A 20,210-nucleotide genomic window follows, 5' to 3' on the forward strand; every position below is an offset into this window, starting at 1 on the left:
AAGATTTGGATATATTAAAGGAGAAAAGTTTTATGATTAAACGATTTTTATCGTACTACGTACCTCATAAGAAGCTATTTACACTCGACTTCAGTAGTGCGGTCTTTGTTGCCTTATTAGAATTAGCCTTTCCTCTTGCCGTGCAATGGTTTATTGATTCTCTACTACCTAGTGGGAATTGGTCTATGATTGTTTCTGTAAGTGCCGGATTACTAGCACTTTATATTATGAGTACCCTTTTGCAATTTGTCGTCAATTATTGGGGTCATATGCTGGGAATTAATATAGAAACAGATATGAGGCAGCATTTATTCACTCATGTTCAAAGGCAGTCCTTCCGATTCTTTGATAATACGAAGACAGGACATATTATGAGTCGTGTAACGAACGATTTAATGGACATTGGTGAACTTGCCCATCACGGTCCAGAGGACGTGTTTATTGCATTTATGACATTTATAGGTGCTTTCTGGATTATGCTTACAATCAATGTTCAACTAGCGCTAGTTACGATAATTGTCGTTCCCTTTTTAATCTGGTTAATTGCGTTTTGTAACATAAGAATGAATAAGGCATGGAAAAACATGTATCGTGATATTGCTGAAGTAAATGGACAGGTAGAAGATAGTGTATCTGGGGTTCGTGTTGTTCAGTCTTTTACAAACGAAGAATATGAGATATCTAGATTTACAAAAAATAACAAAAGATTTCGCTTATCCAAATTAGCAGCATATAAAACGATGTCATTTAGCTCGTCTGGTATTTATATGATGACTAGATTATTTATTCTTATTGTTCTTGTTTATGGTGCATGGTTAAGCTTTAGTGGAAAACTTTCATATGGAGAGCTTGTTGGTTTTGTTCTCTATGTAAATGTCCTTTTTAAACCAATTGATAAGATTAGTGCGTTGTTAGAACTTTATCCTAAAGGCATGGCAGGATTTAAAAGATTTACGGAACTCATTGATACTTATCCAGAAGTCGTCAATCGAGAGGATGCGGTTGAAGTAGCTAGTTTAAGAGGAGATATTGCTTTTAACAACGTCGAATTCAGTTATGATGATTCAAAGACCATTTTAAAAGGAATAGATCTTGATATAAGAGCTGGGGAGACCGTTGCTTTTGTTGGGCCTTCTGGTGCGGGAAAAACAACCATCTGTTCACTTATCCCGCGTTTTTACGATGTAAACGATGGAAGCATTTCCATAGATGGCATTGATATCCGTGACATGACGAAGGAGTCTTTACGTTCTCAAATAGGAATCGTTCAACAAGACGTATTCTTATTTACAGGCACGCTAAGAGAAAATATTGCTTACGGAAAGCTTCATGCAACAGAGGAAGAAATAAGAGACGCTGCGAAACGTGCTCATTTAGAAGACTTCATTAATTCTTTGCCGTATGGGTATGAAACACAAATTGGAGAAAGAGGCTTAAAGTTATCTGGTGGACAAAAGCAAAGAATAGCGATTGCTCGAATGTTCTTGAAAAATCCTCCAATCCTTATATTAGATGAAGCCACGTCAGCTCTTGATACAGAAACAGAATTGATTATTCAGAATGCGTTAACAGAGCTAGCTAAAGACCGAACGACGCTAGTAATTGCTCATAGGCTTGCAACCATTCGTAATGCAGATCGAATTGTCGTCGTAACGGAGGACGGGATTGCAGAGCAAGGTGGCCATGATGAATTGATTGAACGTGGCGGGATTTTTGCAAATCTTCATAGTGTCCAATATCAAAGAACATAAAAACAGCCATTAAACCAGTTATAAATTTAGTTTGTCTGAATACCTTCTTATTAAATATAAGGAGGGTGATGTCCAATGCTGCTTGCTTTCATCGCAATCATTTTATTATTTATCATCATTGTAGGAATCTTTATGTTTACGGATCGTGAAAAAGCTTTAGAAACGGTTTCTCTTAGCCAATTTATGGGGAGTAATCCAAAAGATGATGTAGAAATCATAAAGACTGATCTTCTAACAGATGAGCTTGAAGAAAATGTTGAAGAAGATGATGATATCAATGATTATGGTGATGGAATTATTGGTAAAATTAATGAGTTCTTTGATACGGATGAACCGAATGATGATTTTGATGGTGGAGATGATGGAGGGGACGATATGTAGGCTCTTACTGTTGGGACGATGAAGATGCTGAAATCTTTCCTAAACAATGAGGACTCCTGACACGGTGAACGCTGGGAAAAGAAGAATGACGTTCTAAAAAGAGCGTCTAGCCCGCGAAAACTGGGAAAAGAGAAAATGATGGTGCAAAAGGAACCTCTGACACCATGAAACCAAGGGAAAGAGAAAATAACGGTTTCAAAAGGAACCCCTGACACCATGAAACCAAGGAAAAGAGGAAATGACGGTATCAAAAGGAACCCCTGACACCATGAAACCAAGGAAAAGAGGAAATGACGGTATCAAAAGGAACCTCTGACACCATGAAATCAAGGAAAAGAGAAAATGACGGTATCAAAAGGAACCTCTGACACCATGAAATCAAGGAAAAAAGAAAATGACGGTATCAAAAGGAACCTCTAACACCATGAAACCAAGGGAAAAAGGAAATGACGGTATCAAAAGGAACCTCTGACACCATGAAACCAAGGGAAAAAGGAAATGACGGTATCAAAAGGAACCTCTGACACCATGAAACCAAGGGAAAGAGAAAATGACGGTATCAAAAGGAACCTCTGACACCATGAAATCAAGGAAAAAAGTAAATGACGGTATCAGAAGAAGCCTCTACCCCGCGAAACCTGAAAAAAATAATGGTGTCAACATGAATCCCTGCCAACGAGATATGGTTTAAAAACTTATTTAAAAATACCTTATGAGTGCACAGTTCCTAAGAGAGCTGTGCTTTCTTATTAAAGGCCCTTTGATTTATTAATGGGTTCTTTTTATGTATAATGGAACTTAACTACAAACGTCTGGAAGATCTATTAAAATAAGTAACGAGGTATTGTGATGGCGGATAGCTTAAGAAAAGAGATAAAAGAGAAAATTGAAAATGGAGATTTTAACTGCGAGAAGGAATTAACTTTATCGGTCATCAGTGGAAAGTGGAAAATGGTGATCATCTGGTACTTGGGAAAAGATGGATCGTATCGATTTAGCGAACTCCAAAAACTCTTGCCAAAAATTACGCAAAAGATGCTATCTAGTCAGCTAAAGGAACTGATTGAGGACGGAATTGTTAAAAGAGAAGCATTCCCGGAAGTACCTCCAAGAGTGCAATATTCTCTTACTGAACTGGGAGAATCGCTACTACCCATTGTAGATATGATGTATGAGTGGGGTAAAAAGCGAATAAAGGACTTTAAAAATTAGAGAAAATTAAGCCTGAAACCCTTTAATAAAACAATAGTTACTTGAAGGTAACCACCTTACAAAAAAGTCAGTACTTGTGGTACTGGCTTTTTTATTTGATAATCAAAAAAGACAAATGTTCTTTTTGTTATCATCTTTTCGTAAGGGGGATTTTCCTATGAAATTTCGTGTCTCCGCTGTGCAGTATCATGTGCACACCATTCAATCATTTCAACAATTCGCCGATCAGTGTGAACATTATATAAAAACAGCTCAAGAATACGGTTCTGAATTTGTTTTATTCCCTGAGTTTTTTACAACTCAGTTGCTTTCTATCGGAAGTGAGCAAGGTACAAAATTAACCATTAATGAATTGCCAGGTTTTACAGATCAGTATTTAAACCTGTTTACTACCTTTGCTGTAACGACAGGCATGCATATTATTGGTGGAACTCATGTCATTAATCGCGGTGGGAAACTCTACAATGTTGCTCATCTATTTTATCCAGACGGTAGGGTTGAAGAGCAAGCAAAGCTCCATATTACTCCAACCGAAGTGAACGAGTGGAATATGCAGGCTGGAGAGGATTTCAGAGTCTTCGATACAGCTAAAGGAAGAATTGCCATCTTAACTTGTTACGATATCGAATTTCCGGAAATCGTTAGAATGGCAAAAGCTCAAGGAGCAGATGTTATTTTTTGCCCTTCTTGTACAGATGATCGTCACGGTTTCCATCGTGTCCGTTATACAAGTCATGCTCGTGCAATTGAAAACCAAGTATATGTGGTTCTAACAGGAACAGTAGGCTCTCTTCCTACGGTGGATTTTATGAGAGCTAACTTTGGTCAGGCTGCGGTTATTACGCCTAATGATATCCCATTTCCGCCAAAAGGGTTAATGGTTGAAGGGGAACTAAATGATGATATGATAGTTACGGCTGACCTGGATTTAACTCTTTTATATGAGGTACGTGAAAGTGGGTCTGTTACAACGTGGAGAGACCGCCGAACAGACTTATATGTAGACTGGGAAAACAAAAGTATAGAAGGATAAGAAAACGAAATTATAGGAGCGTTGAACAATGGAATATATCAGAATTACTAGTATTGAAGATCCTTTATTTGCAAAAATGCATGATCTAATGAAAGAAGTTTTCCCTCCTGAGGAAGTTTTAGAGTTTGAATTGTGGAAAGAACCTTTAGAGGATCCAAGCATCCGTGTATTTGTTGCGGTAAAAGATGATGAAGTAGTGGGCTCTACAGAATATCGCTATTATCCAGACTGGAACATTGCGATGACTGACTTTACGATTATTGGTCGTCCAGGTCTAAGTTTAGGGCGTTTTCTTGCTCAAAATCGTTTAAAAGACTTAAATCGATTGGCCCAAGAAAATGGGAAAGAATTATTCGGGATGTTTGCTGAAATCTATGACCCATATCAGTTAGGGGATCATGAATTTGGTGGAGTTAAACCAATGAATCCTTATGTAAGAAGAGAAGTTCTATCTCACCTTGGCTACAAACGTCTTGATTTCGAATATGTACACCCTTCTTGGAAAAATGATGGAGAGGCAGTGAAAGGGCTAGACCTGTGCTTCATGCCATCAAATGATGAAGTGAATGAAATCCCTGCCCAATTAGTGGCAGATTTCTTAACGACGTATTATGCCGTTCTCTCTAATAAACCTCAAGCGTGGCTTAAAATGGTTGAGAACTTAAAAAGTAAACAAACGGTTGAATTGCTTCCACTATAATCCAATGGTACATCACTTTAAGAAGGTGATGTACTTTTTTATATGCAGTAAAGGGTATATAATGAATGAGAATGTTCTGTTATTTCGTTTCTAAATAAGGAGTCTATATGAAAATAAAAGATATTACGATATTGTTTATATTAGCCGGGCTTTGGGGAGCCTCTTTTCTTTTTATGCGGGTTGCTTCCCCAGTAATCGGTCCTTTTCTTACGATAGAACTAAGGGTTCTTATTGCTGGAGTAGCGTTATTACTCTATACAGTGTTTATGAGAAAGGTGCCAAATCTACGAACACACTGGAAGCAGTACTTGATGATTGGTGCCTTAAATGCAGCATTGCCATTTGTATTAATTGCTACGGCTACCATACATTTGAATGCATCATTAGCGGCCATTTTAAATTCAACGACACCACTATTTACAGCGATTGTAAGTTGGTTCTGGTTAAAAGAAAAACTTAATATGAAAAAATGGGTTGGAATTGTATTGGGAATCTTCGGGGTTATCCTGTTAGTTGGATGGAGTCCAATTCCTTTATCGAAGGAAGTAATCATGTCTGTCTGCTTCTCCATTGTTGCTGCTTTTTCTTATGGTGTGGGCGGTATTTATACAAAACTCACGTTTAAAGGTGTAGCACCCATGACTCTTGCTATCGGGCAACAACTAGGGGCAGCCCTTTTATTAATTCCTTTTACAGTTACACAAATACCGAGTATGGCAGTTAGCACAAGCATTATTTACTCGATTCTAGGTCTAGCACTACTATGTACAGCCGTTGCCTATTTACTTTATTTCTACTTAATTGAAAATGTTGGACCAACGAATACATTAAGTGTCACTTTACTTGTTCCTTTTTTTGGCGTTATTTGGGGTGCCCTATTCTTAGGAGAAAAAATTACGTTTGGAATTATTGCAGGGTTAGCAGTTATCCTGACGAGTGTATTCCTAATTTCTGATATTAAAGTTGGAGCTAGAAAAATTCGAAAAGAAAAAATGGTAGGATAATAGTTTATGGATAGAGGTGTTCTATGAAAATTGTAATTGCACCAGATTCCTTCAAGGAGAGTCTAACATCCCGACAAGTCGCGGATTCCATCGAAAATGGTTTTAGAAAAATATTCCCAGAAGCAACTTTTATGAAAATACCAATGGCTGATGGTGGAGAGGGAACTGTTGATTCACTTGTTCACGCAACAGGTGGGAAAATTGTAAATAAGACAGTAACGGGTCCACTTGGTAACCCAGTAGATGCCTTTTTTGGTTTATTAGGAAATAGGGAAACAGCTGTGATTGAGATGGCTTCTGCTTCAGGTCTCCACCTAGTACCGTTTGAAAAAAGAAATCCCTTAATAACTACTTCAGTGGGCACAGGCGAATTAATGGTTGCTGCACTTGATTACGGAGTGACCCATATCATTATTGGGATTGGTGGTAGTGCAACGAATGATGGTGGGGCAGGAATGGCAAAGGCTCTAGGGATAAAACTATTAAATAAAGATGGTAGGGAGATAGGCAATGGTGGTGGGTCACTTAAGGATCTTTATGAAATAGATCTAACTGGAATGGACCAACGATTAAAGCATGTGAAAATTGAAGTAGCATGTGACGTTGATAACCCTCTAACGGGTGAAAAGGGAGCTTCCGTCATCTTTGGACCACAAAAGGGTGCAACTGCTGAAATGATTTCGGAACTCGACTATAATCTATCTCACTATGCATCTATCATTCAAAAGAAGCTAGGGAAAGATGTGAACGGAATTCCGGGTGCAGGAGCTGCTGGGGGGCTAGGTGCTGGATTAATGGCCTTTTTAAACGCAGAACTTAAGAGTGGAATTGATATTGTGTTGAAAGCAACTCAATTTAAAGAGGTGGTAAGAGGGGCTACTCTCGTTATTACAGGGGAAGGAAAAATTGATCATCAAACCATATATGGAAAGACACCGATAGGAGTAGCAAGAGTTTCAAAGTCACATGGTGTTCCAGTTATTGCTATTGCTGGAAATGTTACAAACGATAGCGATATTGTCTATGAATATGGAATTGACGCTTTGTTTAGTATTGTTCCAGGAATCACGACTAAAGAAGATGCTTTCTTAAATGCAAGTAGATACATAGAGAGGTTATCTAGGGATATAGCATCATTGATGAAAATATCCAACACCTTATAGAATTATGAAAAGCTGATTATCTATCCAAATAGGTAATCAGCTTTTTAAATTTTTAGTCGACCTATACATAATGCAATTTTGTTTAATTTATTTTATAAATTTTCTAATATATCCCTTCTCGAAAAAAGCCTTTATATAACCGTTAGCCTTAAAGCTAGATTTTTTGCTAATTTGTCTTAAAATGACTAAACTTAACTCATAAAAATAAATAGAAATTACGTAAATGAGGGAGAGAGCTTTGAGTCGTAAAAGGTATGAAAACTATGATCATGTCCAAAATGGTACATCTTTTTCAGATATGTTGAGGTGGAATAAGGAAAGAAGGTCCAAAAAGAAGGATCTAACGGTTCAGATTCCACATGCTGAACAAATAGAAGTCCAGCAACTCCATGAAAACAATACAAACTCTTCAATAACTTGGATTGGGCACTCAACCTTCTTAATTCAGATAAATGGGAAAAATATTTTAACTGATCCTGTTTGGGCTAAAAGGATGGGGGTTCAAAAAAGACTGACAGAGCCTGGAATTCCTATTAATCAACTTCCAGAAATCGATATGGTAGTCATTTCCCATGGGCATTATGATCATCTTGATTTTGGAACAATAAAAAAGCTTCCTGGGTCCCCAACCTTTTACGTACCTATCGGATTAAAATCAGCTTTCACTCGCAGAGGCTATAAAAAGGTTATTGAAGCAAATTGGTGGGACACTTTTACATATCAAGAATTGAATATTTCCTTTGTACCAGCACAGCACTGGACAAAGAGGTCGATTAACGATACAAACACATCCCATTGGGGTGGATGGGTGATGGAAGATTCTAAATCTAGTCCATCCATTTACTTTGTAGGAGATACAGGTTACTTTAGAGGATTTAGAGATATTTCAGAGCGGTTCAATCTAGATATAATCTTAATGCCTATTGGTGCCTATGAACCAGAGTGGTTCATGAAGATTTCCCATATAAATCCAGAAGATTCAATTAAAGCATTTCTAGAATTAAAAGGGAAAATATTTATCCCTATGCATTATGGAGCATATAGACTTGCAGATGATACTGGGCCGGAAGCTTTAGAGCGTTTGACGAATGAATGGAATTGCTTAGGGTTAGGTCAAGAGATGTTGAAGGTACTTGCAATAGGAGAAACTTATTGGGCAGAGAAGAATGGAGATGAAGAACATGATTAGTCCGGAGAATTTCCTTGAAAAACTATTAGCGGATTATAATTCAGCACTTAGTAACAATGGAATTAACGGAGAAAGAGTAGCAAAACGCTTATATGAATTATCTAAGATTGGATTTACATCAGCAGGGGGTAGCAATAGACCAGGTTTTTCAAAAGAAGAGAAACAAGCAAAAGAACTAGTGAAAACTTGGATGAAAGAAGCAGGGCTTGACGTTCATGAGGATGGGGCAGGGAATGTATTTGGGAGATTAGAAGGGCATAACAACCAACTGCCTGCCATTGCATCAGGTTCTCATGTAGATAGCGTTCCCAATGGAGGTCATTTTGATGGTCCTCTAGGAGTATTAGCGGCCCTTGAGGTGGTCGAAGCATGGAGGGAAACCGATCACAATCCATTAAAACCATTTGAAGTCATCATTTTTTCGGATGAAGAAGGATCAAGATTTAATGGTGGTCTAACTGGAAGTATGGCAATGATGGGAAGCATTAATTATGAAGAACAAATAAAACTGAATGATTTTAATGGAGATTCCTTTACAACCGTTTTAGAAGAATACGGTACCACACTTGAAAAGTTTAAAATGGCAAAACGAGAAAAAAACGATCTTGAATTTTTTGTAGAAGTACATATCGAACAAGGAAAACGCTTAGAGAAAGCTAATCTTCCAGTTGGAATTGTGAATGGGATTGCAGGCCCGTGTTGGGTGGAAATCATTTTTACTGGAAAAGCTGGCCATGCTGGAAACACACCGATGAATGACCGAAACGATGCTCTGATTGCAGCAAGTGAGTTTATTTTAGCTGTAGAGACATTACCGGAAAAGGTAAGCCCAACTTCAGTTGCAACAGTTGGTAAAATGAATGTCTCGCCCAACGGAGTAAATGTCATCCCAGGAGAGGTTACTCTTTATGTAGATATTAGGGATATAAAAGAAGAAACACGTGATCAGCTTGTTGAACTCGTTTTAGAAGAGGCAAAAGCAATCGCCGAAAAGAGATCTATAAAGATAGCGATTCAGGAAAAAACAAGAGTAAAGCCAGTTCCAATTGAGGAAAATATTCAAAATAAGTTGGCAAATGTGTTGGAGAGACATGGAATAGAGCCAATAAGTATACCGAGTGGAGCAGGACACGACGCCATGATTCTAGGCAGAGAGTTGCCAGTTAGTATGATATTTGTTAGAAGCAAGGATGGGATTAGTCATAATCCGAAAGAATGGACATCTTTGAATGACTGTGTGACCTCTGTCCATGTATTAAAAGAATTTATCGAGAGTATGATGGGAGAATAAGATATAAATTCTAATAAAGGGGACTGTGATGTGACTCGCAACATTAAACTTATTGCTCTAGACATGGATGGAACTTTATTGAATGAAAAAGATGAGATTTCACCTGAAAATCGTAAAGCCATTAAAGCAGCTGAGGAAAAAGGGGTTAGTGTTGTATTAAGTACAGGACGCTCTATCGCGACATGTAAAGACCATTTCCAGTCACTTAAACTTTCTTCGTATTTAATTACGGTTAATGGAAGTGAAATCTGGGATTCTAATGGAGAATTGGTGGAAAGAAATCTAGTAGAAACAGAGCTTATCCAATGGATGTGGGATCTTTCTCAGGAACATAAGACTAAGTTTTGGGCAACTAGCTGCGGAAATGTATGGAACAATGAAATGCCTGATGATATTACCGCGCATGACTGGCTTAAGTTTGGGTTTGAGATTGAGGAAGATGAAATCAGAGAACTGATTTTGAACCAGCTTAGAAATAGTGGAAAACTAGAGATTACGAATTCCAGTCTAACAAATATAGAAGCGAATGCGATTGGGATCAATAAAGCTAAAGGAATCCAAAAGGTTTGCAATCTTCTAGGGATATCTATGGAAGAGGTTATGGCTTGCGGTGATAGCCTGAATGATCTGGCCATGATTGAACAGGTGGGTCTAGGAATAGCAATGGGGAATGCCCAACCACTTGTAAAGGAAGCTGCAGATTGGGTAACTGGTACCAACAACGAAAGTGGAGTGGCACAAGCGATTCATAAATGGGTTTTAAATGAATAGAATTAAATAGCGAAAAGATTAGAGAGCCTTAACGAAAATAAATTCGTTGAGGCTCTTTTAATCCTAGCTTGAATAGATGGTTTATTGGTAGTATAATGGAAATGGTTTATAATTCAGAAAATTCTAATTTCAAAACGATTTGTGGCATCAGAATCGGTTTTTTTAGCGTCTTTGAACGCTTTTTCTTTTAGTAAATAGATACCAACCGGTTAGAATGTTTATTATTTAATAAGGAGGAGTACGTATGGTTGAGAAAGTGCGCAAGTATTGGCCAGCGAGTTTACCAAGTGAATTGGTGTATCAACAAGGAGAGAAGACGTTATATGAGTATTTAGTGGATCACGCAAGAAATAAGGGGGACAGAACAGCTTATATTTTCTATGGAAATGAAATTTGCTGGCACAGTCTATTAGAAGAGGTTAACGGTTTTGCTAGCTATTTAAAGCAAAAGGGTGTTATCAAAGGTACTTGTGTAGGTTTGTATTTACAAAATTGTCCGCAATATATCATTGCGCATTATGCCATCCAACAGTTAGGTGGGATAGTAGTTCCGCTAAATCCAATGTACAAAGCGGATGAGCTAACATACTTTTTTGAAGAAACCCCTATCTATGGAATCGTCACAAGTGATGATGGTTACGCAGAATTACAAAAAGCGAATACGGACTCATTAGCATTTACCGTTACAACAAACTATAAGGACTACATACCAGACAAACCGGCATTACCTATTTGTGAAGAATTGACTTTTCCAAAAAGAAATTTTAGCGGAGCTGACGATTTTCAAACTGCAATAAATATGTACCCCTCTCTTGAAAAGAGTGAGCAGATTGACTTATGGAATGATATTGGATTAATGGTATTTACCTCTGGGACTACGGGAAGGCCAAAAGGTGCTCAACTTACGTATGGAAATGCTTTATTTAAGGCAGCTGCTTCCGCGCAGGCTAACGGAATTAGCAAGGAAGATCGAATCATGGCAAATGCACCTTTAAGCCATATTGCGGGAATGGTAATGGGAGTTAATATGCCGATTTACACCGGAATTCCTTGCGTGTTGTTTACAAGATTTGATCCGTTTGCAACCGTACAGACAATAGAGCGATATAAAATCACGTCCTGGTATAGTATCGCACCTATGAACGGGGCTATCTTACAAATTCCGGATATTGCTGAAAGAAACCTCACAAGTTTGAAAAATAATTTAGTAACAAGCTTCGGATTGCAGGTAACGGAAGATCTAGCGAATAAATGGAAAGCGGTTACAAAAGGGTGTGTTATGTATGAAGCTGCATACGGCTTAAGTGAAACACATACATGTGACACATTCATGCCAAAGGAGAACATTAAATTCGGTTCCTGCGGAATTCCCATATATGAAACAGAAATCCGAATTCTACATCCCGAAACGGGTGAAGAGCTTCAACAAGGACAATCGGGAGAAATCGTTGTAAAGAATCCTGGAGTGTTTAAAGGTTATTTAAATCGCCCCGAAGCAACAGCAGAAACCCTAAAAGATGGATGGGTTCATACAGGTGACATCGGGTATCTTGACGAGGACGGATACTTATTTTTCCAAGGTCGTGTAAAAGAAATGATTAAATGCTCGGGTTATAGTGTATTTCCAGAGGATGTGGAAGCGTTATTAAACAACCATCCAGCTATTCGCCAATCAGCTGTAATTGGAGTTCCTGATCCGACCCGTGGGGAAAGTGTCAAAGCATTCGTCGTCTTACAAGATTCATATAAAGGAAAGGTTTCTGAACAAGAGATTATTGACTGGTCTAAAGAGCATATGGCGGCTTACAAATATCCGAGGTTCGTTCAGTTCATCTCAGCACTCCCTGCTACTCCATCAGGGAAAGTATTGCGAAAGCTTTTAAAAGATTAAATTTAGTAAATAAAGGAGATTAAAATGGATACTATACAACAACTGACAAATGAATTAGCAGATAGAAAAAAGGCAGCTCTACTAGGAGGCGGTCAAAAGAAAATCGACGAGCAACACGAAAGAGGTTATTTTACAGCGAGAGAAAGAATTGATAGATTAGTTGATTCCAATTCATTTCAGGAGCTTGGAATGCTGAATACCTCTGACGTAGCAGGAATGGAAGGAAAAAGCTACGGAGATGGGTTAATTGTAGGGATTGGAAAAGTAAATGGGAGAGCTGCAGTCATTTCTGCTGGGGATAAGACGGTTTTTGCAGGAACCGAGGGGAATGTTCATATTCGAAAGTCGAAAAAAATTCATGAGTTTGCCATTAAAAATGGTCTCCCGCTTTTTGTATTAAATGAAGGCGGGGGGCTAAGGATGCCTGATGGAATGGGATCTGACGGCATTAGCAACATGCTTTTTCCAAGAGAAATGCTAACAACCCATCGCCAAGTCCCTACCATGTCTGCTATTTTAGGAGATAGCTTTGGAGGTCCAACATGGTCAGCTGTTTCCTCGGATTTCGTTACTCAGCTCCAAGGAACATGTATGGCGATTGCAGGTCCAAGAATGCTAGAGCTTGCAAACGGGCAAAAGATGACACCAGAAGAACTAGGTGGAGTGGACGTTCATAATCAATTCACTGGGCAAATTGATCATGATGGAAGTACAGAGGAAGAATGTATTGAGGCGTTAAAAACATTTTTTGAGTATATGCCTCAAAACGCTGAAGAACGTCCAGCGATGAAGTTATCTAATGATGATCCTTATCGAACGGTTGATGAGGTTTTATCCATTTTACCTCAGCAGCGGAATCGTGTGTATGACATGAAAAAGATTATCGAGAGTTTAGTAGATGATGGTCAATTTTTTGAGTATCAAAGGAAGTTCGGGCGAGCGCTTATTACATCTTTTGCCCATATGAATGGTCATGTGGTAGGAATCATTGCGAACCAACCAAACCAATTTGCTGGTGCTCCTGGACCGCATGAATGCCAAAAGGCAACGGAGTTCATTTGCCTCTGTGACTCCTACCATATTCCTTTAATTTTCTTGCATGATACACCAGGATTTCGTATTAGTAGCGAAGCTGAAAAAGCAAAAATGCCTACGAAAATTATGGTGTGGAACCAAGCATTAGCCTTGTCTACAGTACCAAAAATTTCAGTCGTTATTCGCAAAAGCATCGGTGCTGCTTACGGGAATATGTGTGGACCAGGAATGGGAGGCGATTTAGTAGTTGCTTGGCCAACCGCTGAAATCAATTTTACGGGGCCAGAAGTAGGAGTAAATGTCGTCTATGGTCGTGAGATTGCAAAAGCTGAAAACCCAAAAGAAATGAGACAAGAACTATTAAAATCATGGTCTTTTGATAGTTCACCATATAAGGCTGCTGCTAAGCATTTAATCGATGATGTCATTCAGCCAGAGGAAACAAGGAAGTTCCTCTGCCAATCATTGGAATTCCTACTTACATCTAAAAGGGAGAAAAGTGAAAGACAGTTGGCTACATGGCCTACTGGGATTTAATACATCTTAAGGACTTTTTGTCCAATAAATTTATTATAAAAACTAGTTAATCCATTCTTGACATTTTTACTGTTCCTAGGCATAATAAATAAAAATTAAATCGAACGTTAATGAAGGACTAGTAAGCATGTCTTTATGTGTTAGAGAGTGGAGTTTTTAGCTGGGAGACTTCATCACAGATAAGCTGCCTGAACCTACCTTCAGAGTCCTATGAAATACATAGGCGCAAAAATTGCGTTATCATGAGAAGCGGGATGCATACATGTGTCCAATTAAGGTGGTACCACGGAAAAGTTAGCCCTTTTCGTCCTTGTTGATAGGATGAAAAGGGCTTTTTTGTATTTGAATTAACCAATGAAAAATGACCTGTTCTAGGGGGAACATTTATGAAGAAGATGCGGATTGTTGTCAAAATTGGTAGTAGTTCCTTGACCAACAATAAAGGTGAAATGGACGAGGTGAAATTTAACGATCATGTAAAAGCAATTGCCGCACTTAAGAAAGTTGGGCATGAGGTACTTTTAGTTTCTTCTGGTGCAGTGGCAGCTGGTTTTTCAAAATTGGGATATCCCGCTCGCCCTGTAACGTTAAAGGGAAAGCAGGCTGCTGCAGCTGTTGGTCAGAGTCTATTAATTCAATCATACATGAAAAAATTGAACCCTTATGGAATAATTCCAGCCCAAATTCTACTTACTCGAAATGACTTCTCTAAAAAAGAACGTTATAGGAATGCATACTCGACCATCATGGAACTTTTGGCTAGGGGAGTTCTACCGATTATTAATGAAAACGATACGGTGTCGGTTGAGGAATTAACTTTCGGTGATAATGATATGCTCTCAGCCTTAGTGAGTGGATTGGTTCATGCCGAACAGCTTATCATCCTTACTGATATAAATGGGCTTTATGATTCTAATCCCCGGGAGAACCCCTTAGCCAAGCGGTTAAACCAGCTTCATGAAATTACCGATGAGTTATTGGTGGCTGCAGAAGGTACTGGGTCAAAAGTGGGGACAGGTGGAATGAAATCCAAATTAATTGCCGCTAAGACAGCTCTCTCCTTAGGTGTACGTGTATTTATTGGAACGGGTGAAGGTGAACAAAAACTTCTAAAGATTTTAGATAAAGGTGGAGATGGAACGTATATAGAAAATAAGCTACTTACAACAGTGACCAATCAAAAACAGTGGATTTCTCTGCACTCCACAGTCTCCGGTCAACTCTTAATCGATCATGGTGCAGAATTAGCACTTTTATCAAAAGGGAGTAGCTTACTTCCGGCTGGCATATATGATATTAAGGGAACATTCAATAAAGGGGATGTCGTCGAAGTTATAGGTAAAAATGGGCTCCTAGGGAAAGGCGAAGTTTTATTTTCTTCAGAAGAGCTAAAAGGTTTAATGGGAAAAAGAAGTGACGAGTTAGCCTTATCTTCCATAGAAGTCATACATCGGGATAAATGGGTTCGAATATAGATTGGGGGAGAAAGAATGAGTGAGGTTGTTACGAAAGGAAAGAAAGCAAAACAAGCTAGTTTTTCATTAATGGATATACCAACTAACGAGAAGAATAAAGCATTAGAGAAAATTGCCAAACAACTCATCGCTGATATTCCCTTTCTACTTTCAGAAAATCAAAAGGATATTGATGAGGGGAAGGCGAAAGGACTAACAGAATCTGTACTGGACCGGATATTGTTAACGGTAAAAAGAATAGAGGATATGTCTACGGCTATTAGGCTATTAATCAACTTAAAGGATCCCATTGGTGAAGAGTTGGAGAGAATTGAAAAAGAAAATGGGTTATTAATCAAAAAGAAAAGAGTACCTATTGGTGTTATAGGGATGATTTATGAGGCCAGACCAAATGTGACCATTGATGCAGCAACCTTATCATTAAAAACTGGAAATGCTGTTATATTAAGAGGTAGCTCGTCGGCAAAACATTCAAACATGGCACTACTACAATCCATTCATCAAGCATTAGAACAAACGAAGATTCCAGTTGATGCTGTACAACTCATTGAAGATACGAGTAGAGAAACGGCTAAAGAGCTATTTAATCTTAAAGATTACTTGGATGTTCTAATTCCTCGAGGGGGGAAGAACCTAATCGAAACGGTCATAAAAGAATCTACAGTACCCGTTCTGGAAACTGGAGCAGGAAACTGCCACATATTCATTGATGAGACAGCTAATTTAGAAATGGCTAAAGATATCTCGATTAATGGGAAAACGCAAAGACCATCTGTTTGTAACGCGATAGAAACGATCTTAATACATGAGAAGTGGTTTGAATTATATGGACTTAAACTTCTAGATGCATTGACTAAACAAAAAATCGAACTGTATGGAGATGAAACAGTTTGTAAAGCTTATCCATCTGCTAAACACGCGACAGAAGAGGATTGGTCTACTGAATACTTAGCCTTAACGGTTAGTGTAAAAGTAGTAAGAAATGTTCAAGAAGCGATCGAGCACATTAACAAGTACGGTACGAAACATTCTGAAGCCATTATTACCTCAAGCTCGGAACATGCAAATCTATTTTTAACAAAGGTTGATGCAGCTGTTGTTTATCATAATGCATCTACCCGATTTACAGATGGATTTGAATTCGGATATGGAGCAGAAATTGGAATTAGTACGCAGAAACTGCATGCGAGGGGGCCGATGGGTCTACCGGCCTTAACCTCTAGCAAGTATTTTATATACGGTCAAGGTCAGGTGCGTGAGTAATAAATAGGGCATGAGTGAACCTACTCATGCCTTACTTCATTTTGTATTGAATTTCTTTTTTATCAGAAGATTTACCTGTTAACAGCGTGTTTTGAATGGTTTTGGATGAAATAGTTAGCATCCCAAGATTGTTGTCTGTGTAAATAATAGAATGATTCTCTAGTGGGAGATACTGGATGGATTCTTTTAATAGACAGGCAGAGGGTGTATGGTTATCGTCGAATTTTAAATGGTATGTTTCATCGCAAATACGGTTTATTTCTTCATTTTGATTAATGAATGAATAGAGTCGGATCATATTCTTTAGTAAGAAATCTGTAAAGTAGTTAAAGCTCATATTTTTCATAGGACTACTCGTAAATTGGTAGAGGGTATTTGGTGGATGATCGGCAAATGTTATGGTCGATTTAACAGCAGAGGCGATATGAGCATCTCCTGACAAAATAAAGCATTGGCTAGGATTCCAGTTTTTAAGGCGCCGATGAAATTCATAGTAACCTTTACCGTTAAACTTCCATGCCTCCAAATCAAAGGAAGTTCGAACAGGAAATCTAAGCAACTGTAATGGAAATGCAACATGGAACAGAAACGATTCAATGATCCCTATCCCATATAATGGGGCTGCCGAAACAATAGCTAAAGGGGTACCCGACTTCCATTCGCTTGCAAGTAAAGTCTTCTCGATTGTCTCCCAGCCACTCTTGCTTATCAGTTCTGGACCAGAGGTCGTTTCTTTTATAACTTTGCCAATTTTAGTTGGCTGCGGTCTTGGAGTGAAGGAACGCATCGTTCTTGTGTCTAAAACAAGAGTTACTGGATTGGAAGGAGCAACATAATGCCAAGAATCAAAGTTTAATAACATTTTTGTCCATTTTCTATACGATGGTGAGAAGGGTTCTAGTGTTTGGAAATGTTTCCAAATGGTTAGTAAAAATAAATCATCAAATACGTCGGGGTTGTTTCCCCACCCTTGGAATGCCCAATAAGCGGATAACCCGTTAGAAATAATGTGGCTCCCTAATGCAGAATTAGATACATTGTCTTCCCAAGCGCGGGATATATTCCAATCATCCGTAAGGTCATGATCATCAAAAATCATGTAGGTCGGGATATTTGCTAGTAGTCTTCTGATCTTTGGAAGTGCTTGATGGTAAGTCTGTAAATCTTCTATTTGCTCTTGGTAACGAATTTTATTAGTATCGAATTCATTTTCAAATTCCTCATCTTCTCTTGGGAATACAAAATGAATCTTATTTTCCTCGACGAGTTCATCAAAAGGGTAAATCCGATTTTCTACGTTCATAAGATTCCACAATTCAGGTGAAAAACTCATTAAATACATGGCTGCATATTCACCGAAAGTGATGAGGTGATTAGATGCCTTTCTAGAAGTAAAGTTAGCAAAGTTTTCTAAAATATACTGCCTGCCGTTTACTTTGGAGATAGAGGTGCGGAAAGGCTCTAATTTTAGCCGCTCATCGATTTCTTCTAAATGCTCTTTCGCGCCGATTAGTTCTTCACCTAGCTCATAAAGAAATGGCGCAATTGGCTCTGCGACATCATCAGCGTAAATTTGATCCCCAGTCAGAAACAGTGTGCTTGGTCTGTTTTTCAGATTTAAGTGGTTCTCCGAAAGCTTTAAATCTCCTATGGCTAATGCGTCTTCTCCTTTTCCGTGTAGCTTTCGGCATGATCCATACAGAAATTTTGTGTTTTTACCTTCATCTATATAAAACGTAGGGTAGAGTAAGTTTCCATAAACAATAGAAATGGGACTGTCTTTTCGTAGTAAGTCAAAGTCTTGTAAACCTAACTTTTCGTTCCCTCTACTAAATGTTAAATTGTATCCGAGTAGAGTTTGACTTGGAAAGGAATCTTCCTCAGGAAAAGCTTTAATTAAAGAGATAAAAAGTTTTTTACCAAGTTGAATCGTTTTGGTCTCTGATTGATTGCTTAAAAGGGTATAATCTTTTCCATTATTCCGAACCGCATATACCTTGGCGCTAATTTGATATCTCTTACTCATAGCAACCCATAGGTAGATTGCTCTCCGTTCCACGCGCCGTAAAATCGGACCTGCTAAAAGAGGTGGTAAATTCATAAATATCACAGCTCCATTTATTAAAAGGTACTTCTGTATTCTATTCATTCGAAATGGAGATGTGAGTTTCGCCTAGTAAGCATAGGTTTGGTTAGAAAAATAATGCTTTAATTCCTTGAAAAGCAAAATAAATCCCGAAGCCCACTAAAGAGATTCCTGATAATATAGACGTGAAAATGATATATTTAATCGTTAAAAATTTTCTAAACATACTTGTTAAGGCAGCCACAAAAACGTCCCATAACGTTAAGCCAATAAAAATCATCGCACTATAAAACAGCAGTTCACTTGTTCCATAGGAAGCTGCTGTTTTTGCCAAAACAGAACCATAGATTCCTAGCCAAAATAAAATGGATAGAGGACTAGAAATCGACATAATAAACCCGTACATAAAGCATTTAAAGATGGATTCCCGATTTCTGTTGTGATCAAACGATATTTTATTGGCATTTAAAATACTCTCAAAACCTGAGTATAATAGGATAAATCCACCAAATAGCCAGAGAAATATTTGAATAATGGGCTTATCTATAAAGTGGACAACCCCAAGATAAACAGATAACATAAAAATGGCGTCTGCAATCATCGACCCAGCGCCGACTGCCCATGCGTGCCAGAATCCGTTTTTGAGACCTTTATCTAATCTTGCCGCGTTTACCGGACCGATTGGAGCAGCAAGTGTTAAACCTAATATAATGTAACTTAAATAAATCAATGACATCACTCCACAATTAAATACTTGTCCTTTTAAAGGACTTGTACATTTTATGCAAGTGATGAAATGAATAGGCTATTTTTTATTTGTATTGTCTAAAATAGGGGGAGGTTTTTACGATGAATAGATGTGGATGGGTGAATGAAGACCCATTATATATGGATTACCATGACAATGAGTGGGGAGTACCTGTGTATGAAGACAGATTGCTTTTTGAATATTTGAATCTTGAAGGAGCGCAAGCAGGCCTTAGTTGGTACACAATACTTAAAAAGAGAGAAAACTATCGTATCGCCTTTGATCAATTTGTTGCCGAAAAGATTGTTACCTATGATGACAAAAAAATCGAAGAACTTTTACATAATGAAGGAATCGTAAGAAATAGACTAAAGGTTAATGCAGTCATTACAAATGCAAAATCCTATCTCGAGGTTCAACAAGAATTTGGCTCTTTTAAGGACTACATATGGTCTTTTGTAGATGGACGGCCGATACAAAACCATTTTACACATATGGGGGAAGTTCCTACTTCCACGGAAATCAGTGACAGGCTAAGCAAAGATTTGAAAAAGAGGGGCTTTAAATTTGTTGGAACGACCATTTGTTATGCATTCATGCAAGCGGTTGGAATGGTAAACGACCATATTGTTACTTGCGATTGTTATAAGAAGAATCTAACATGATTAAAAATTCCTTAG

Annotated in this window: 17 protein-coding genes; 15 read left to right on the forward strand and 2 right to left on the reverse strand. The window is 38.2% G+C overall.

Going from position 1 to position 20,210, the window contains the following annotated elements; genetic code table 11:
* Window positions 1–32: 32 nt before the first annotated feature.
* From ACFYKX_RS19275 to ACFYKX_RS19340, 14 genes are all read left to right on the forward strand, one after another.
* Window positions 33–1,751, forward strand: a complete 1,719-nt coding sequence (locus tag ACFYKX_RS19275) for an ABC transporter ATP-binding protein (protein ID WP_389362709.1) — start codon at window positions 33–35, stop codon at window positions 1,749–1,751.
* 75 nt (window positions 1,752–1,826) lie between these two features.
* Entirely contained in the window at window positions 1,827–2,132 is a 306-nt protein-coding gene (locus ACFYKX_RS19280; protein ID WP_389362710.1) for a hypothetical protein, read from the forward strand.
* 849 nt (window positions 2,133–2,981) lie between these two features.
* A complete protein-coding gene (locus tag ACFYKX_RS19285) occupies window positions 2,982–3,344 on the forward strand; it encodes a winged helix-turn-helix transcriptional regulator (protein WP_389362711.1) in 363 nt (120 codons plus the stop codon).
* Window positions 3,345–3,501: 157 nt separating this feature from the next.
* Window positions 3,502–4,377, forward strand: coding sequence for a carbon-nitrogen hydrolase family protein (locus tag ACFYKX_RS19290; RefSeq protein WP_389362712.1), 876 nt, complete (start codon window positions 3,502–3,504; stop codon window positions 4,375–4,377).
* 28 nt (window positions 4,378–4,405) lie between these two features.
* Complete coding sequence (locus tag ACFYKX_RS19295; protein WP_389362713.1) at window positions 4,406–5,077, forward strand: GNAT family N-acetyltransferase; 672 nt, start codon at window positions 4,406–4,408, stop codon at window positions 5,075–5,077.
* A 107-nt stretch (window positions 5,078–5,184) separates the two neighbouring features.
* On the forward strand, window positions 5,185–6,081 hold the full coding sequence (locus ACFYKX_RS19300; RefSeq protein WP_389362714.1) for a DMT family transporter: 897 nt from the start codon (window positions 5,185–5,187) through the stop codon (window positions 6,079–6,081).
* A 23-nt stretch (window positions 6,082–6,104) separates the two neighbouring features.
* The gene (locus ACFYKX_RS19305) at window positions 6,105–7,244 is read left to right on the forward strand and encodes a glycerate kinase (protein WP_389362715.1); all 1,140 of its coding nucleotides are present in this window, start codon (window positions 6,105–6,107) and stop codon (window positions 7,242–7,244) included.
* Between the two features lie 238 nt (window positions 7,245–7,482).
* Window positions 7,483–8,433 carry an MBL fold metallo-hydrolase gene (locus tag ACFYKX_RS19310; RefSeq protein ID WP_389362716.1) on the forward strand — a complete coding sequence of 317 codons (951 nt, stop codon included), beginning with the start codon at window positions 7,483–7,485 and terminating at the stop codon, window positions 8,431–8,433.
* On the forward strand, window positions 8,426–9,724 hold the full coding sequence (locus ACFYKX_RS19315; RefSeq protein WP_389362717.1) for a M20 family metallo-hydrolase: 1,299 nt from the start codon (window positions 8,426–8,428) through the stop codon (window positions 9,722–9,724). The genes ACFYKX_RS19310 and ACFYKX_RS19315 overlap by 8 nt, the downstream gene beginning before the upstream one ends.
* 30 nt (window positions 9,725–9,754) lie before the next feature.
* The gene (locus tag ACFYKX_RS19320; protein WP_389362718.1) at window positions 9,755–10,495 is read left to right on the forward strand and encodes a Cof-type HAD-IIB family hydrolase; all 741 of its coding nucleotides are present in this window, start codon (window positions 9,755–9,757) and stop codon (window positions 10,493–10,495) included.
* 244 nt (window positions 10,496–10,739) lie between these two features.
* The gene (locus ACFYKX_RS19325) at window positions 10,740–12,386 is read left to right on the forward strand and encodes an AMP-binding protein (RefSeq protein WP_389362719.1); all 1,647 of its coding nucleotides are present in this window, start codon (window positions 10,740–10,742) and stop codon (window positions 12,384–12,386) included.
* A 24-nt stretch (window positions 12,387–12,410) separates the two neighbouring features.
* Complete coding sequence (locus ACFYKX_RS19330) at window positions 12,411–13,958, forward strand: acyl-CoA carboxylase subunit beta (protein WP_389362720.1); 1,548 nt, start codon at window positions 12,411–12,413, stop codon at window positions 13,956–13,958.
* A 386-nt stretch (window positions 13,959–14,344) separates the two neighbouring features.
* Window positions 14,345–15,433 (forward strand): glutamate 5-kinase, encoded by a 1,089-nt coding sequence (gene proB, locus ACFYKX_RS19335; protein WP_389362721.1) that lies wholly within the window; start codon window positions 14,345–14,347, stop codon window positions 15,431–15,433.
* Window positions 15,434–15,448: 15 nt separating this feature from the next.
* Window positions 15,449–16,696 (forward strand): glutamate-5-semialdehyde dehydrogenase, encoded by a 1,248-nt coding sequence (locus ACFYKX_RS19340; RefSeq protein ID WP_389362722.1) that lies wholly within the window; start codon window positions 15,449–15,451, stop codon window positions 16,694–16,696.
* Between the two features lie 31 nt (window positions 16,697–16,727).
* Here ACFYKX_RS19340 and ACFYKX_RS19345 read toward each other — a convergent pair whose 3' ends face one another.
* Complete coding sequence (locus ACFYKX_RS19345) at window positions 16,728–18,797, reverse strand: hypothetical protein (protein ID WP_389362723.1); 2,070 nt, start codon at window positions 18,795–18,797, stop codon at window positions 16,728–16,730.
* A 91-nt stretch (window positions 18,798–18,888) separates the two neighbouring features.
* Window positions 18,889–19,518 (reverse strand): LysE family transporter, encoded by a 630-nt coding sequence (locus ACFYKX_RS19350; protein WP_389362724.1) that lies wholly within the window; start codon window positions 19,516–19,518, stop codon window positions 18,889–18,891.
* Window positions 19,519–19,631: 113 nt separating this feature from the next.
* Here ACFYKX_RS19350 and ACFYKX_RS19355 point away from each other — a divergent pair, with 113 nt between their 5' ends.
* Entirely contained in the window at window positions 19,632–20,195 is a 564-nt protein-coding gene (locus ACFYKX_RS19355) for a DNA-3-methyladenine glycosylase I (RefSeq protein ID WP_389362725.1), read from the forward strand.
* Window positions 20,196–20,210: the final 15 nt, after the last annotated feature.

The organism is Cytobacillus spartinae (genome assembly GCF_042865285.1).
Taxonomy (GTDB): Bacteria; Bacillota; Bacilli; order Bacillales; family Cytobacillaceae; genus Robertmurraya_A; species Robertmurraya_A spartinae.

Coding starts and splice junctions, on each gene's coding strand:
- ACFYKX_RS19275 (WP_389362709.1), top strand. CDS start 33: ATGATTAAACGATTTTTATCGTACTACGTACCTCATAAGAAGCTATTT.
- ACFYKX_RS19350 (WP_389362724.1), bottom strand. CDS start 19,518: ATGTCATTGATTTATTTAAGTTACATTATATTAGGTTTAACACTTGCT.
- ACFYKX_RS19340 (WP_389362722.1), top strand. CDS start 15,449: ATGAGTGAGGTTGTTACGAAAGGAAAGAAAGCAAAACAAGCTAGTTTT.
- ACFYKX_RS19290 (WP_389362712.1), top strand. CDS start 3,502: ATGAAATTTCGTGTCTCCGCTGTGCAGTATCATGTGCACACCATTCAA.
- ACFYKX_RS19280 (WP_389362710.1), top strand. CDS start 1,827: ATGCTGCTTGCTTTCATCGCAATCATTTTATTATTTATCATCATTGTA.
- ACFYKX_RS19345 (WP_389362723.1), bottom strand. CDS start 18,797: ATGAATTTACCACCTCTTTTAGCAGGTCCGATTTTACGGCGCGTGGAA.
- ACFYKX_RS19355 (WP_389362725.1), top strand. CDS start 19,632: ATGAATAGATGTGGATGGGTGAATGAAGACCCATTATATATGGATTAC.
- ACFYKX_RS19295 (WP_389362713.1), top strand. CDS start 4,406: ATGGAATATATCAGAATTACTAGTATTGAAGATCCTTTATTTGCAAAA.
- ACFYKX_RS19305 (WP_389362715.1), top strand. CDS start 6,105: ATGAAAATTGTAATTGCACCAGATTCCTTCAAGGAGAGTCTAACATCC.
- ACFYKX_RS19300 (WP_389362714.1), top strand. CDS start 5,185: ATGAAAATAAAAGATATTACGATATTGTTTATATTAGCCGGGCTTTGG.
- ACFYKX_RS19285 (WP_389362711.1), top strand. CDS start 2,982: ATGGCGGATAGCTTAAGAAAAGAGATAAAAGAGAAAATTGAAAATGGA.
- ACFYKX_RS19325 (WP_389362719.1), top strand. CDS start 10,740: ATGGTTGAGAAAGTGCGCAAGTATTGGCCAGCGAGTTTACCAAGTGAA.
- proB (WP_389362721.1), top strand. CDS start 14,345: ATGAAGAAGATGCGGATTGTTGTCAAAATTGGTAGTAGTTCCTTGACC.
- ACFYKX_RS19330 (WP_389362720.1), top strand. CDS start 12,411: ATGGATACTATACAACAACTGACAAATGAATTAGCAGATAGAAAAAAG.
- ACFYKX_RS19315 (WP_389362717.1), top strand. CDS start 8,426: ATGATTAGTCCGGAGAATTTCCTTGAAAAACTATTAGCGGATTATAAT.